At 32.0% G+C, this 15,309-nt stretch carries 13 protein-coding genes, 1 pseudogene and 1 riboswitch; of the genes and pseudogenes, 9 read left to right on the top strand and 5 right to left on the bottom strand.

Going from position 1 to position 15,309, the window contains the following annotated elements:
- The 5 genes and pseudogenes from B3R94_RS09580 to B3R94_RS09600 all read left to right on the top strand — a co-directional run.
- Positions 1-232: pseudogene (locus tag B3R94_RS09580) on the top strand (TolC family protein); the annotation flags it as partial.
- A 4-nt stretch (positions 233-236) separates the two neighbouring features.
- On the top strand, positions 237-1,229 hold the full coding sequence (locus tag B3R94_RS09585; RefSeq protein WP_125349239.1) for an HlyD family secretion protein: 993 nt from the start codon (positions 237-239) through the stop codon (positions 1,227-1,229).
- 6 nt (positions 1,230-1,235) lie between these two features.
- Positions 1,236-2,417, top strand: coding sequence for an ABC transporter permease (locus tag B3R94_RS09590; RefSeq protein ID WP_291100383.1), 1,182 nt, complete (start codon positions 1,236-1,238; stop codon positions 2,415-2,417).
- Between the two features lie 34 nt (positions 2,418-2,451).
- Entirely contained in the window at positions 2,452-4,341 is a 1,890-nt protein-coding gene (locus tag B3R94_RS09595; RefSeq protein ID WP_291100386.1) for an ABC-F family ATP-binding cassette domain-containing protein, read from the top strand.
- Between the two features lie 67 nt (positions 4,342-4,408).
- Positions 4,409-4,508, top strand: a riboswitch (SAM-I-IV-variant riboswitch).
- A gap of 43 nt (positions 4,509-4,551) precedes the next feature.
- Positions 4,552-4,725 carry a hypothetical protein gene (locus B3R94_RS09600; protein ID WP_181816318.1) on the top strand — a complete coding sequence of 58 codons (174 nt, stop codon included), beginning with the start codon at positions 4,552-4,554 and terminating at the stop codon, positions 4,723-4,725.
- Between the two features lie 128 nt (positions 4,726-4,853).
- Here B3R94_RS09600 and B3R94_RS09605 read toward each other — a convergent pair whose 3' ends face one another.
- A complete protein-coding gene (locus B3R94_RS09605; RefSeq protein ID WP_291100388.1) occupies positions 4,854-6,341 on the bottom strand; it encodes a helix-turn-helix domain-containing protein in 1,488 nt (495 codons plus the stop codon).
- Between the two features lie 117 nt (positions 6,342-6,458).
- On the opposite strand from B3R94_RS09605, the gene aceB reads away from it, so the two are divergent.
- Together aceB and aceA are read left to right on the top strand one after the other, a co-directional pair.
- The gene (gene aceB, locus B3R94_RS09610; protein ID WP_291100391.1) at positions 6,459-8,045 is read left to right on the top strand and encodes a malate synthase A; all 1,587 of its coding nucleotides are present in this window, start codon (positions 6,459-6,461) and stop codon (positions 8,043-8,045) included.
- A 77-nt stretch (positions 8,046-8,122) separates the two neighbouring features.
- Positions 8,123-9,400, top strand: coding sequence for an isocitrate lyase (gene aceA / locus B3R94_RS09615; protein WP_181816319.1), 1,278 nt, complete (start codon positions 8,123-8,125; stop codon positions 9,398-9,400).
- Between the two features lie 51 nt (positions 9,401-9,451).
- Here the strand turns inward: aceA and B3R94_RS09620 are convergent, their stop codons facing one another.
- Both B3R94_RS09620 and B3R94_RS09625 read right to left on the bottom strand, forming a co-directional pair.
- Positions 9,452-9,889, bottom strand: a complete 438-nt coding sequence (locus tag B3R94_RS09620) for a hypothetical protein (RefSeq protein WP_291100394.1) — start codon at positions 9,887-9,889, stop codon at positions 9,452-9,454.
- 9 nt (positions 9,890-9,898) lie between these two features.
- Entirely contained in the window at positions 9,899-11,089 is a 1,191-nt protein-coding gene (locus tag B3R94_RS09625; RefSeq protein ID WP_291100397.1) for an MFS transporter, read from the bottom strand.
- Positions 11,090-11,382: 293 nt separating this feature from the next.
- On the opposite strand from B3R94_RS09625, the gene B3R94_RS09630 reads away from it, so the two are divergent.
- The gene (locus B3R94_RS09630; protein WP_291100400.1) at positions 11,383-12,258 is read left to right on the top strand and encodes a helix-turn-helix domain-containing protein; all 876 of its coding nucleotides are present in this window, start codon (positions 11,383-11,385) and stop codon (positions 12,256-12,258) included.
- Between the two features lie 93 nt (positions 12,259-12,351).
- A complete protein-coding gene (locus B3R94_RS09635; protein WP_291051990.1) occupies positions 12,352-14,301 on the top strand; it encodes an oleate hydratase in 1,950 nt (649 codons plus the stop codon).
- A gap of 253 nt (positions 14,302-14,554) precedes the next feature.
- Here B3R94_RS09635 and B3R94_RS09640 read toward each other — a convergent pair whose 3' ends face one another.
- Together B3R94_RS09640 and B3R94_RS09645 are read right to left on the bottom strand one after the other, a co-directional pair.
- Positions 14,555-14,902, bottom strand: coding sequence for a hypothetical protein (locus tag B3R94_RS09640; protein WP_291100403.1), 348 nt, complete (start codon positions 14,900-14,902; stop codon positions 14,555-14,557).
- 146 nt (positions 14,903-15,048) lie between these two features.
- Positions 15,049-15,303 carry a helix-turn-helix domain-containing protein gene (locus B3R94_RS09645; protein ID WP_312067372.1) on the bottom strand — a complete coding sequence of 85 codons (255 nt, stop codon included), beginning with the start codon at positions 15,301-15,303 and terminating at the stop codon, positions 15,049-15,051.
- Positions 15,304-15,309 lie beyond the last annotated feature (6 nt).

Consider the following 15,309-nt stretch of genomic DNA (forward strand, 5'->3'; position numbering starts at 1 on the left):
TAGTTTTCTGAACCCGCGAAATAATCAACAAAATACCATTGCAACAAATAATTTAGAAATCGCATCAAGACAATTTCAAGAAGGATTAATAGATGTAACCGAGCGTTTGGCTGCCGAAAATGATTATTACAAAGCCAATTTAGGTTATTATGCTCAAATCTTGGATCAACGCTCTAAAACCTACGAATTACTTCAAACTTCTGGAGAATTATTTAATCAATTATCAAATTAAAATCATGAAAAATACACTATACTATATTTTTGCTTTAAGCGGATTAATACTTTTTACAAATTGTAAATCATCTGACAAGGAAAATAAAAAAGAAGAGCAAACTATTTTTCAAGGTAAAATTGAGCGCGATCAAATTAGCGTTGTAACAAAAATTCCAGGAAAAATAGATCAAATATTAGTTCACGAAGGTGATGAAGTAAAAAAAGGACAAACGCTTTTTATCTTACAATTACCAGAAGTTGATGCGAAGAAAAGTCAAGCAGAAGGTGCTGTAAATTCTGCCGAAGCTCAATACGAAATGGCTAAAAAAGGTGCTACAGATAATCAATTGAAACAATTGCGTGCAAAAGTTGCTGGCTTGAAAGAGCAATTAGATTATGCAGAAAAATCAAATCATCGACTAAAAAATATGCTTCGAGATAGTCTTGTTCCACAACAAAGTTATGATGAAGTTTATGCTAAATATCAAGGCGCTAAAAACCAATATTTAGCTGCAAAAGCGGAATTAGCTGATGCCGAAAATGGTGCGCGTGTAGAGCAACAACAAATGGCTTTGGGACAAAAAGAGCGTGCTTTGGGAGCTTTGCAAGAAGTAGATGTTGCTGAGGCGGAAAGATACATCAAAGCACCACAAGATATGACGGTTGAAACAATTAATCTAAAAGTTGGAGAATTAGCTTTGGCTGGATATTCTATTGCAACCGGAATTTTAGAAGAAACTACATTTTTTAGATTTACAATTCCTGAGAATAAAATCGGACAATTGCAAAAAAATCAAATCGTCAATTTAAAAGTTCCTTATAAAAATAATATGGTTTTGAAAGGTAAAATTGTTTCGATAAAAGTGCTTAATTCGTATGCTAATATTTCAACTGCTTATCCTGATATTGATCAACAACAATCGCAATATGAAGTGAAAGTTGTTCCTGTTGACTATAAACAAGCTGCTCAACTATTGACAAAAGCAAATGTAGTTTTAGATCTTAACGCTAAATAAATTCTGATGAAAACGATTTTTCATTTAATTATACGAGAATTCAAACTTTTCTTCAAGAATCCTGTTTTACCAATTTTATTCTTGGGAGCTCCTATTATGTATGGTGTCCTGATCGGAAATGTTTATAAAAAAGGAAATGTAACCGATTTACCAATTATTGTTGTAGACGAAGATCGTACGACGACAAGTCAAAAAATTATTCAGATGTTGGATGAAAATGAATCGGTGAAAGTTGCTGAAGTTTTACCTTCAACATTTGATTCTAAGAATAAAGCTTTAGCAATCGGAGCTGAAGTTGTGGTTGTCATTCCTCGAAACTTTCAGTCTGATGTACAACAAAAAAAATTACCCGAAATCGCTTATTTTGTAGATGCTTCAAACACGTTAACTTCTAATACAGCGGCAATCGCTATCACGACAGTTCTAACAACAATGAAAGCCGGAATTTCGATAGAAACAGCTCGAAAACAAGGCGTTCCCGAATATATTGCAACACAAAGCTACGAACCATTCAAATCAACGATGATTCGTCAAAATATCAGAAGTGGAAACTACTTATATTTTATGCTTCCAGGTGTTTTATTAACCGTTTTACAACAAGTTTTATTATTAGGTTTAGCACTTTCATTTGCTTCAGAATTTGAGAATAGAACATTTAATGAATTAATCTCAAAATCATCTAATCCGTTTACCATTTTATTCGTCAAAACTTTCCCTTATTTATTTATGTCAGTATTTATATATATGCTGTATTATTGGTTCGGAATGTTTTATGACATGAAATTAGAAACCGAATTCTGGTCATTCTTCACTTCTTCTCTTGCATTTATTTTAGCCGTTTGCTTTTTAGGATTTTTAGTCAGCATTCTCCTTCCAAGTCAACTAAAAGCAACTGAAGTTTTGATGGTTGTTGCAACACCAAGTTTCATTTTAAGTGGATTTACATGGCCTTTAAGCCAAATGCCAAAATGGATTCAAGCAATTGCAGATTGCATTCCATTAACACATTATTTGAAAATATTCCGAATACTTTTCATAGAAAAAGGCGATCCTGCGTTAATTCAACCACATTTAAATAATCTAATTGTAATAGGAAGTATTTGCTTTGTCTTATCTTTGGCTATTCTAATCGTTAAAATAAGAAAAGCTAAACAATCGATGAAACAAATCGAAACAGAAAAGATTTAGCATCTTTTTTAACTTACAAAACAGATAATAAACCATGAATTTTCTTACAGTTGAAAATCTAACCAAATCATACGGAATCCAAACTTTATTTAAAGATGTAAATTTTCATGTAAACGAAGGCGATCAAATTGCATTTGTTGCAAAAAATGGAAGTGGAAAATCAACTTTACTAAAAATCTTAGCAGGCTTAGAAACTCCCGACTCTGGCGAGGTTCGTCCTGGGAAAGGTGTAAAAATATTGATGTTGGATCAAAGTGATGATTTTGACGAAAATTTAAAAAGTGAAGAATATATTTTCAATCATTCGAATGAAGTTTTAGATGTTGTTCGTCAATATGAAAACATGATCGAAAATGATCCAACAAATCCTGATTTAATTGATTTAATGGGAAAAATGGATGTTTTAGATGCATGGAAAGTTGAACCAACAATCAAGGAAATTTTATCAAAATTGAAAATTGATTTCTTGGATCAAAAAATTGGAAAACTTTCTGGTGGTCAGCGCAAACGTATTTCTTTAGCAAAATTTTTGATTGATTTAAGTTTCGAAACTGGATATGTTCTTTTAATTTTAGATGAGCCTACCAACCACTTAGATATTGAAATGGTAGAATGGTTAGAATTTTTCTTAAACAAAGAAAATAAAACCTTAATTCTTGTAACCCACGACAGATATTTCTTGGATGCAATCTGTACTAAAATCCTAGAAATGGAAGACAAAACATTGTATGTACATTCGGGAAATTACGAAACTTATATTACGAATAAAGCATTGCGTATCGAAAATCAAAATGCGACAATTGACAAAGCGAAAAACCTTTATCGTAAAGAAATTGAATGGATGCGCCGTCAACCAAAAGCGCGTACGACAAAATCTAAATCTCGTATTGACGCGTTTTATGATACCGAAAAAGTAGCTAAACATAAAATTGTCGATCAACAAGTAAAATTAGAGATGGTAATGACACGTTTGGGTCAAAAAATCATCGAAATGGAACATGTTTCGAAAGCATTTGGTCAAAAGAAAATTTTAGATGATTTCTCATATATTTTCGCTCGTGGTGGAAAAATTGGTTTAGTTGGAAAAAATGGTGTTGGAAAAACGACTTTCCTAAAAATGTTAGAAGGAATCGAAACTATGGATTCTGGAACTATTGAACGTGGAGAAACCTTAAATATTGGACACTTTAAACAAGATGGAATTGATTTCAAAGAAGATGAGCGCGTCATAGAATTTGTGAAAGATATTGCCGATTTTTTCCCGCTTGCAAATGGAAAAGAAATGCGTGCAGAGCAATTCTTAGAAATGTTTTTGTTTACGCCAGAACAACAACATACTTTTATCTCAAAGTTGAGTGGTGGAGAGAAAAAACGTCTGCAATTATTAGCAATTTTGTACAAAAATCCTAACTTTTTGATTCTCGATGAGCCAACAAATGATTTAGATTTACCAACTTTGACGGTTCTTGAAAGTTTCTTAGAAGAATATCAAGGTTGTTTATTAGTTGTTTCCCACGATAGATATTTTATGGATAAAGTGGTTGATGAATTAATGATTTTCGAAGGCGAAGGAAAAGTTTCTCGTTATATGGGAACGTATACCGAATATCATATAGAAAATAAAAATAAACCTGAGTCAGAAGATAAAAAAGCTGAAAAAGAAATTTCAATTCAAGAAAAAGTAGAATCAAAAGAAAAAATAAAAGAAGCCAAACCAAGAAAATTATCGTTTAAAGAGCAAAGAGAATTAGAAGAAATTAATAAATCTTTACCAATTCTTGAAGCCAAGAAAGAAGAATTAACGAATTTACTTTCTGATCCAAATTTAGGCTACGACAAAATCACAACTATTGGAGATGAACTACAAAAAATTGTAGACGAATTAGAAGAAAAAGAATTCCGTTGGTTAGAATTATCCGAATAAAAATATTGAAAAGGAACTTTTTTGAGTTCCTTTTTTTGTTTTTAAAATTTATGCCTATATTTACTCTATCAATCATCAGGAGTTTCTGAAAAATCAGAACACCAACCGAGCCAAAACCGCGCTACGGTGGTATAGAATGAGGGCAAACGCCAAAATAAAAGGTTATTCTCCACTCTATCCTGTTGTTTTTATCATTAAAAAATTAAAACAATGGAAAATCTAAAAAATGAATTTGTCGTATTATTTCGTGAATTAACTGACAACGAATTAATCGAACGCTTTAATCAAAATGTAGGAACAGTTCTTGGAATTCTGCAAGAAGATGTTATGTCAAAACATTATTCAACGAATTACAATACCGTAATTTTGATTGCACAACCATAGAAAGAGGAAACACATTTTCGCTTCAACATCATGTAATATTAGTTGAAAATAGATTAGAATATTTAGATTAAACATAAAAAAAGGAAAACTTGAAACAAGTTCTCCTTTTTATTTTATGGTAGATAATATTACTTACTCTGCTCTTTTATAAAATCATTAATCGTAACATTTAATCGTTTATTTCGGATATCTTTTTCAAAACGAATTGGTTCAGCAACACGTTCAGCACAGTCTTTCATACCACAATTTTCACACGTAACCGCAACTTCTTTTACAGGAATTGAGGGATCATTCATAAATTTCACTTTACGTTGAGCTGATTTGTACAATACACCAATCGTTACGCTTCGTAAATAATTTGGATTGAATGGATCTTTCGTTGCAGAAGAAATTACATAATATTTTTGATTATTATTGAACGGATACAACGAAATTTGTGCAGAAATCTCATGATGATCATCTTGATGTTTTTCCAATTCTTTCAAAACATTTAACGAAACCCAACGACGACAATAATGCTCATCCGTTTCATTTGCTTGTGGCGATTGTTGTTGATTAAGATGAAGTTCTTTCGTTAATTTATATGAATTTGAACCAACTTTTGCTGACAAACGCAAGAAAAACAAATCACGAATATTAAAATGTTTGGGTAACAAATTTGTCATTCGTTGATAAACCGTTTCAGGTGATTCGGTATATTTTCCAAGAATTTCTTGAAATTTAGACAAATCATGATGCTCTATAGCAAACAAATTCTGCATATCCTTCAACAGTTTTTCTTCTGGTAACAACAAAGCTCCAGCAAAATAAGATGCATAAAAATTGTTTAACAATTGATCAAAATTATCAAAACTTGCCCACGAAAATGTATACAAACGTTCCTTCAAATCAAGATAATTATAGCCTAATTCTTTCGCTAAAATAAATCGTTTTTGATCATTGTCAGAATTAATATTGATATACAACAGCTTTTTCTCTTTGATAAAAATAGAACGTAATTTCGCTAAATCCTTCCCTCCTAACGAAGTGAAATCTTCATAAAGAATGGTATAATTATATTCTTCTTTCAGAATTTCTTCCATCGTTTCATTTTTTACAAAATCTTCTGATTCAATCAAATATTCTTGTAAAAAACTCTTTGCAGATTTTTCAATTTCAGGGAAATAATTATCATTTGCTTCCTGAAAAGACCTCAACGAAGCCAAGAAAAAACTTTCGCGTGTAAGATTGTAATTATTACCTATTTCAATCAACGTAGAAATGAACGCATTTACCTTCATTGGTGCGTTAGAAATGATCTCAATTAAATCTCTTTCTTCAATTCCGAAGAGTTCCAAAGGAATTTCTTGCAATAAATTTGATTGTAGAATCTCAGCGACTGGCGCTAAATTCTTACCCAATTTTAAAGAAACTATCTCATCATAAGGAATTTCCAACGCTTCGGCAAGAGCAACAATTTTATCAGTTTTTGGATATTTTTTACCTTTTTCGATCTCATTCAAATACGATTTCGAAAGTCCAGTTAACTTAGATAACTTAAACAATGACAAATCTTTAGCCATTCTTACTTGTTTTAGTTTTAACCCAAAAATTAATTTAATGTATTCTTCTTGCATAATTTTTTCAAAAATATTTGGTAAATGTAAACGAATTTTTATAATTTAGCGAACGTTCGCTGGAAGTAAAATTCCGCTCGAATAACCAAAACCAAAATTACAACAAAAACACAAAAAATGGATACTATTACAAGTGAATTAAAATTATCGCAGAATAAGCTGGATAGTTATCCAGATGTTTTGACAACCGAAGTGGTTAATTTTTTAACAGCTTTACACAAAAATTTCAACGAAAGACGTTTAGAACTTTTGGCGAATCGACAAGAAAGACAAATCTTTTTTGATTTGGGTAATTTTCCAACTTTTTTGTCAGAAACAAAAGAAATCAGAAATGGCGATTGGACAGCAGCTCCTATTCCAGCTGATTTACAAGACAGACGCGTTGAAATAACTGGTCCAGTCGATCGTAAAATGGTAATTAATGCGTTAAATTCTGGCGCTAAAACATTTATGGCCGATTTTGAAGATAGTAATTCTCCTACATGGGATAACAATCTTCAAGGACAACAAAATTTAAGAGATGCTGTAAATGGTACTATTTCATTCGAAAATAATGGAAAAAAGTATCAATTAAACGAAAAGACTGCTGTCTTGCTTGTAAGACCGAGAGGTTTACATTTGAATGAAAAGAATATCATAATAGATAAACAAGAAATATCAGGCTCACTATTTGACTTTGGTTTATATTTTTTCCATAATGCACACACGTTACTTTCCAAGCAAAGTGGGCCTTATTTCTATCTTCCTAAATTAGAACATCACCTAGAAGCACGCTGGTGGAACGATGTTTTTGTCTTTGCACAAAATTATTTGAACATTTCACAAGCTACAATTAAAGCTACAGTTTTGATCGAAACTATAACTGCTTCTTTTCAGTTAGATGAAATTATTTACGAATTAAAAGACCACATCGCAGGGCTAAACTGCGGTCGTTGGGATTATATATTTTCTTATATCAAAAAATTTAAGAAACACCCAAATTTTATTGTTCCAGATCGTTCACAAGTTACGATGACTTCGCCTTTTATGGCTGCATATTCGCAAGCAGTTATCCAACGTTGTCATAAACGAAACATACATGCAATTGGTGGAATGGCTGCTCAAATTCCGATTAAGAATGATGAAAAAGTCAATGAAATTGCCTTTGAAAAAGTGAAGAATGATAAACTTCGCGAAGTAAAAAATGGACACGATGGAACGTGGGTTGCGCATCCTGCTTTGGTAAAAGTCGCAAAAGATATTTTTGACGAATATATGCCACAAGCTAATCAAATTTCCAATAAGCGAGAAGATGTTGTAACAACTGCCGAGGCTTTGTTAGAATTGCCAAAAGGAACAGTTACAAAACAAGGAATTAGAGACAATATTAATGTCGGAATTTTATACATCGAAAGTTGGTTATCTGGAAAAGGAGCCGCAGCTTTATATAACTTAATGGAAGACGCAGCAACAGCAGAAATCTCTCGTACGCAGGTTTGGCAATGGTTAAGCCAGTCGATTACGTTAGAAAACGGATGCGAATTTAACAGTGACAAATACAAAAAATTAAGAGCCGAAGAGGTTCAAAAAATAAAAAAATTAGTTGGTGAGGAAAACTATTTGAACGGAAGATTTGAAGAAGCTATTTCAATCTTTGACGAATTAGTTTTATCGCACAAGTTTACCGAATTTTTAACATTAGAAGCCTATAAGTATATTGATTAAGCCCTTATAACCAGACACACACAAAAAGAAATACACACACAACACACATTCATAAACAAAACACAAAAAACACAATTATGAGCAATCAAGAAAGAATTCAAAAGATTCGGCAGGATTGGGAAACTAATCCACGCTGGACAGACATTGTTCGTCCTTATTCAGCAGAAGATGTTATTCGATTAAGAGGTTCTTTGGACATCGATTACACTTTAGCAAGATTAGGTGCTAAGAAACTTTGGGAAGGTTTAAATTCGAAGCCATTTATGGCGGGTTTAGGCGCTTTGAATGGTAATCAAGCCATACAAGAAGTGCAAGCTGGTTTAGATGCAATCTATCTTTCGGGATGGCAAGTTGCTGCAGATGCAAATCTTTCGGCAGAAATGTATCCAGATCAATCATTGTATCCAGCCAATTCGGTTCCAATGGTGATAAAGCGTATTAATAATGCGTTGCGTCGTCGCGATGAAATACAATCTGTTACCCAACAAGGAAACATTGATTATATGGTACCGATTATTGCCGATGCTGAAGCTGGATTTGGAGGAAACTTGAATGCTTATGAATTGATGAAACAAATGATAGAAGCTGGTGCTGCTGGCGTTCATTTCGAAGATCAATTGTCATCAGCCAAAAAGTGTGGTCATCTTGGTGGAAAAGTTTTAGTTCCAACACAAGAAGCAATTAACAAATTGGTTGCAGCGCGTTTAGCAGCAGATGTCTGTGGCGTTCCTACTCTATTGGTTGCCAGAACTGATGCAGAAGCTGCGAATTTGATTACTTCGGATATTGACGAAAGAGATCAACCTTTTATCATCCAAGGAAGTAGAACTTCTGAAGGTTTTTACAATGTGAGAAATGGTTTGGAACAAGGAATTAATCGAGGCTTAAGCTATGCGCCTTATGCTGATTTAATTTGGATGGAAACATCTAATCCAGATCTTGGAATGGCAAGAGAATTTGCACAAGCGATTCGAGAAAAATATCCAAATCAGATGTTAGCTTATAATTGTTCCCCATCATTTAATTGGGCAAAACATTTAACAGAAGTTCAAATGGAAACATTCCGCGAAGATTTAGCTGAAATGGGATACAAATTCCAATTCATTACTTTAGCTGGTTTCCATGCAATGAATACCTCTATGTTCGAGTTATCACGTGCATACAAAGCCAAAGGAATGGCGGGATATTCGGCATTACAAGAAAAAGAATTTGCGTTACAAGAAGAAGGTTTTGCAGCTGTAAAACACCAATCTTTTGTAGGAACACAATATTTCGATTACGTACAAAACACAGTGCAACAAGGCATTTCATCTACTACAGCTATGGCCGAAAGTACGGAAGCCGCACAATTCTAATACATACTTTTCAATTAGAAAGGACGTACCGCAACTACGTCCTTTTTTATTTTAATTAATTTTACTAATTACAAAAACTTTTCCATTCATTTCGAACGTATCTTTTTCCGATTTTCCAACTAAGATTCTAGCCAAAGGGGTTTGAGTTGATAGAACAAAAATCTTTTTATTCTCGAAAATAATTTCCCCAAAACTACACGCCATACAGAAATTTCCCATCGTAGTTTCAACATAACTACCTAAACCAATGGTTTTGTTCTCCACAATTTTTATTTTAGAAAACACGTCTTGCTGAATTAAAACTTCATTCAATTGGTTTTGAATTCGAGTAATTTCCTGTTGCATCATTTCGCGCGATGTTTCGTACTTATCGCCCATACTACTTTTGGTATCGTTGTTCGAGGCGCGCAAATCGTCAATCAAACCATTCAAATACGTTATTTTATCTTCGATTTGTTGTGCTATAAATTGATATAATTCTGCTTTCATTTCTTTCAATTAAATTGTTTGAGGCTTATTCTTAAATCTCAGCATGTAAATGGTTCCCAAAAGACAGATAAATGCCGAAACATAAATCACCATCGGAATGCGATCCAAATAATCCTGAAAATACCAACCCGCACACAATGCTCCAAGTCCTATCCCCGCTTCCATCGCAATATACATTGTTGCCATCGCCTTTCCACGTTCATCAGGTTTACTAAAATCTATTGTCCAAGCATTTAGTGCAGGTGAAAGAATTCCGGTTGAAATGCCATACATCAACCCCCCTAAAATCAACCCTATTTTTGCATCAATAGAAGCCAAAAGTACCAATGCAATAATCAATAAAACTAAGCCTAATTTTATCACCAACACACGCCCTTTTTGGTCAGATATCTTACCTGCAAAGAAACGAACCATCATCGATGATATTGTAAATACAATAAAGAAAACGCCTTTATTTTGAAAACCTAAATGTTCGGTCCAATCTGGAATTAATGTCAATATAGAACCATAAGCGACATAAGAAAGAAACGTAATCAATGCCGCTGGCAAAGCTTCTTTTGCAAAAACATCTTGCTTCGAAATCTTTAATAATCCGAACGAAAATTTTTGTTTATTTTGCAAGGTCTCTTTCATATTGAATAAAATCAATATCGATAATAATGCAAAAAACGAAGACGTAAAAAACATCACATTAATCGATGTATATAATGTAATTGTACTTCCCAATGCAGGTCCAATTGCCATTCCGATACTGAAACAAATTCCGTGCAAGCCCAATGCTTCGCCCCAACGTTCGCGCGGAATAATATCTGCAATATAAGCTGCTGTTGCAGTGGGTTTGAAACCTGTCGAAAAGCCGTGTACCAATCTCAAAAATAAAAAACCTGAAACGGTTGTTAAAACAGGATATAAAATTCCGCACACAAAACAGACAATAGAACCGACTGCCATAATAGGTACCCGCCCCACTTTATCGGTTAATTTTCCACTAAAAGGTCTCGAAATTCCCGCTGTCAAGGTAAATAATGCAATAATAAATCCTTTGTATTCTGCTCCTCCCATGCTGCTTAAATAAGCAGGTAGCTCGGGAATCATCATATTAAAACTCGCTGAAAACAACAACGAACTCAAACACATTAAAATAAAATGGAGATTATAAACGGGATCTAAATTTAATTTTTTATTAATGGCAGAAAACATAACGGATTTTTTGCAAAGGTAATTTATCTTAACCGAAACAAACTACACAATCCAAAAGTATTACTTGTTACAAAAAATTACTACATCATTCAACATTGTTAGCCGATATTTCATTGATTATATTCATGAAATTTCTTATTTAAGAACTACTTAGTTGATATGAAAATAACTTTTACATTAGAATACAGTTAAAATACCTTATTGTATTTAATTACTTACTAAACAATTCTTATTTTTGCTATATCAATTCTACTACCCTAAAAAAACGATCTGACCAACTATTATTTTCAAGCATGAAAAACTATGAAAATCTAAAAGAGACCTTGTCTTTTTATGGCGTAAATTGTAATAAACTATATTATATCTCATCAGGAAATCCAATTTTTGCGTTTCCTGAAAGATCATTTCGAATCGACTTTTATGCATTTTGTATTTGTTTATCTGGCTCAATAGAAGTTGAGATAGATTCTCAGAAATATTGTATTATTCAAAATGAATTCTTAATTTCTGCTCCATCTACTGTTTTGAAAATTCTAGATACTAGCTCTAATTTCAGAATGAAATTGTTATTTTTTGAGAAAAATTTTCTCCTTAAAAACATTTCTAATCCTTTCTTTATTGATAAACTTAATTTGTTTACACATCAAAACTTTACAGTTTGTAAGGCGAATAAAAAAGAAGCGAATCATCTTTTTATGCTAATCAATTATCTTCAAGAGCAACGAGAAAGAAATGTTTTGTTCTTAGAAGATATTATTCGATCGATTATTTTTACTTTACTACTTGAATCTGCCTCTATAATTGCTGAACAATATTCAAAAGAAAATAAAAATCATTCCCGCGAAATCAACACTCTATTTTGTAAGTTTACACAACTTGTACAAGAAAATGTTATCGCTCACAAAGACGTACAGTTTTATGCAGATCAATTATTTATTACAAATAAATATTTGATTCACCTTGTAAAAAAAGCAACTAAGAAAACTCCACATGTTATTATCGACGAATATTTATTAAAAGAAGCATATGTTTTGCTTGGTTATTCAGAGAAAACAATTGTCCAGATAGCATTAGATCTAGGTTTCAACTCTTCTTCATCTTTTGGTCGTTTTTTTAAAAAATATACTTCTATTTCTCCTCAACAATATAGAAAACAACAACATATATAAAAAAAGAAATTTGGGATACAAATGACGAATTTCGGGATACTTTAGAAAAGTAATAAAGCGTAATTTTATTGTAGAATCTTAAAATAAATAATTATGGATAAAATTACTTCAAAATTTGACAACGTTTTAAATCATTCTACTATCTACGGAAATATTGATCATCAACCAGATGCGAGTAAAGAAACACCAAGAAACACTCCAGAAAAATCTTATCCTTTCTCTGATCAAATAGGAAATTACCAACGCAATAAAGGAATTCCTACAAAATCTTATAAGGACAGTAAGGTATATATTGTGGGAAGTGGTATTGCAGGTTTAGCTACTGCTTATTATTTTATTCGAGACGGACATTTCACTCCAGAGAACATCACATTTATAGAACAACTTCAGGTCGAAGGAGGTTCGTTAGATGGAGCTGGAAATGCAAAAGATGGTTACATAATTCGAGGTGGTCGAGAAATGGATTGTACCTACGAGAATTTATGGGATATTTTCCAAGACATTCCTGCATTAGAGTTACCAGAACCTTATAGTGTTTTAGACGAATATAGATTAGTAAATGATAATGATTCTAATTATTCTATTGCACGTTTAATTCATGAAAAAGGGAAAGTAAAAGACTTTAGTAAATTTGGTTTGAATAAGAAAGATCAATTAGCTATTATCAAACTTTTGTTGAAGAAAAAAGAAGAATTGGACGACATAACGATTGAAGATTATTTTAATCAATCATTTTTAGAAAGTAATTTCTGGACATTTTGGCGCACAATGTTTGCCTTTGAGAATTGGCATAGTTTACTAGAATTCAAATTATATATGCATCGCTTTTTACATGCGATTGATGGTTTAAATGATCTTTCTTCATTGGTATTTCCTAAATACAATCAATACGACACTTTTGTTACGCCATTAGGTAAATGGTTAAAAGAAAAAGGAGTAAAAATTCAGTTAAATACACTGGTTAAAGATTTAGATTTATTAATTAATACAGAAGGAAAAGTAGTCAAAGGAATTATAACAGAACAAGATGGACAAGATGTAATTATTCCTGTTACACCAAATGATTATGTTATTGTAACTACTGGTTCTATGACTGAAGATACTGCGTATGGAGATAATACAACGGCACCAGTTTTAGCGATAGATAATAATACTAGTGGTCAAAGTGCAGGGTGGAAACTATGGAAAAATCTTTCTGCTAAATCTCCTGTTTTTGGTCGTCCAGAAAAATTTTGTGGGAATATTGAAAAATCTTCATGGGAATCTGTTACTTTAACTTGTAAACCTTCTGCATTAGTAGAAAAACTAAAAGAATATTCTGTTAATGATCCATATTCAGGTCAAACTGTTACAGGTGGAATTATTACCATTACAGATTCTAATTGGTTAATGAGTTTTACGTGTAATCGTCAACCACATTTTCCTACACAACCAGATGATATTTTAGTACTTTGGGTTTATGCATTATTTATGGATAAAGAAGGAAACTACATCAAGAAAACAATGCCTACTTGTACAGGAAACGAAATCCTAACAGAATTATGTTATCATTTAGGAATTGAAGACCAAATAGACGACGTTATTGAGAATACAATCACTCGTTCTGCTTATATGCCTTACATCACATCTATGTTTATGCCTAGAGCAAAAGGAGACCGCCCACAAGTAGTTCCAGATGAGTGTAAGAATCTAGGTTTAGTAGGTCAATTTGTAGAAACCAATAACGATGTAGTTTTCACAATGGAAAGTTCTGTTCGTACCGCACGTATTGCAGTTTATGAATTACTTAATTTAAATAAGCAAGTTCCAGACATTAATCCATTACAATACGACATTCGTCATTTATTAAAAGCAACTAAAACGTTGAACGATGATAAACCATTCATGGGTGAAGGTTTATTGAATAAAGTTTTAAAGGGAACTTATTTTGAACATATTCTACCTATTGGATCAGATTCACCTCAAGAGGAAGAAGAAAAAGAATCTTTTCTATTAGAACAATTTGGTAAATTCAAAGAATGGGTAGGACATTTTAGAGGTTAAAATCACCCACAATTCAATCCTGAATACCAATGCTATAAAACTAATAAAAGCTTCTAAATCTTTAGTGATTTAGAAGCTTTTTGAGTATTACTATATTTTTTCTATTTAAAAACTATACCAGCTTTTATTAATAAATATTAGCTATAGTGATATTATTATTGAATTATTAAAGGTTTTATTTCAAATTCTGATTCAATATTTTCCTTTAATTTTAGAAATTCTATTGTATGCATACTATGCAAATCAACATCAGTTAATCCAAATGGTCCATTTTCTCAGTAATATATAGTCTATTTTCAAGCTCAATTATTGCTTTCTCCATTTCATCAAGTTCATTTTCGAAATATTTAAAATGATAATTAATGATTTTTAAATTTAAAATTAATTCTATTAGTTTAGATTCAACTTTCCTTGCTAATTCAAACTTTTTTAAAGTTTCACTTTCATTCCATTCTTCTGTTGGAAAGTAAGGAATTTGAATTAGTTTATCATTATCAATTTTTATAAAAGACTCAAACTCCTGTAATCCATATTTATTTTCTGGGTTATAACAATATTTTATTTCGGTTATAATTTTTCCAATACTATCAGTCAGGGTCATTTTACAAAATTAAACTTAACAATATTTCTTTACAAGAATAAACAAAACCTGTTTTACAAAAAAGTTGTCATTTCTATATTTCATTCAACAACATTCCAATATACAAAATCTCAACCACTCCCAATACCCCACAAAAAAAGCTCTTATCAAAGAGCCATTTGGTTAAAGAACTGTTTTGGATAATAAAATTTATTTCCAAATTTTATATAAGGAATCTTATTCGTTTTCCTCATCCTATACAACGTTTTGTCACTCACGTTAAGCAAACTTTTTAGGTCTGCGTTATCATAGAATTTCTGATTTTCTTCTAATAGTAGAAAAGTTTTTTGGAATTCTATCAGCAGGAGCTTCATATCCTTTAATGCCTCTCCATCGTTTTGTAAAAATAAATCATTTTTCATATATTT

Source organism: Empedobacter sp. UBA7611 (genome assembly GCF_002484365.1).
In the GTDB taxonomy this organism is placed as follows: domain Bacteria; phylum Bacteroidota; class Bacteroidia; order Flavobacteriales; family Weeksellaceae; genus Empedobacter; species Empedobacter falsenii_B.

Bases quoted from the DNA above. Each gene is read 5' to 3' on its own strand.
- B3R94_RS09625 (WP_291100397.1), bottom strand. From the start codon at position 11,089: ATGTTTTCTGCCATTAATAAAAAATTAAATTTAGATCCCGTTTATAAT.
- B3R94_RS09590 (WP_291100383.1), top strand. From the start codon at position 1,236: ATGAAAACGATTTTTCATTTAATTATACGAGAATTCAAACTTTTCTTC.
- B3R94_RS09630 (WP_291100400.1), top strand. From the start codon at position 11,383: ATGAAAAACTATGAAAATCTAAAAGAGACCTTGTCTTTTTATGGCGTA.
- B3R94_RS09600 (WP_181816318.1), top strand. From the start codon at position 4,552: ATGGAAAATCTAAAAAATGAATTTGTCGTATTATTTCGTGAATTAACT.
- B3R94_RS09635 (WP_291051990.1), top strand. From the start codon at position 12,352: ATGGATAAAATTACTTCAAAATTTGACAACGTTTTAAATCATTCTACT.
- aceB (WP_291100391.1), top strand. From the start codon at position 6,459: ATGGATACTATTACAAGTGAATTAAAATTATCGCAGAATAAGCTGGAT.
- B3R94_RS09640 (WP_291100403.1), bottom strand. From the start codon at position 14,902: ATGACCCTGACTGATAGTATTGGAAAAATTATAACCGAAATAAAATAT.
- aceA (WP_181816319.1), top strand. From the start codon at position 8,123: ATGAGCAATCAAGAAAGAATTCAAAAGATTCGGCAGGATTGGGAAACT.
- B3R94_RS09605 (WP_291100388.1), bottom strand. From the start codon at position 6,341: ATGCAAGAAGAATACATTAAATTAATTTTTGGGTTAAAACTAAAACAA.
- B3R94_RS09620 (WP_291100394.1), bottom strand. From the start codon at position 9,889: ATGAAAGCAGAATTATATCAATTTATAGCACAACAAATCGAAGATAAA.
- B3R94_RS09595 (WP_291100386.1), top strand. From the start codon at position 2,452: ATGAATTTTCTTACAGTTGAAAATCTAACCAAATCATACGGAATCCAA.
- B3R94_RS09645 (WP_312067372.1), bottom strand. From the start codon at position 15,303: ATGAAAAATGATTTATTTTTACAAAACGATGGAGAGGCATTAAAGGAT.
- B3R94_RS09585 (WP_125349239.1), top strand. From the start codon at position 237: ATGAAAAATACACTATACTATATTTTTGCTTTAAGCGGATTAATACTT.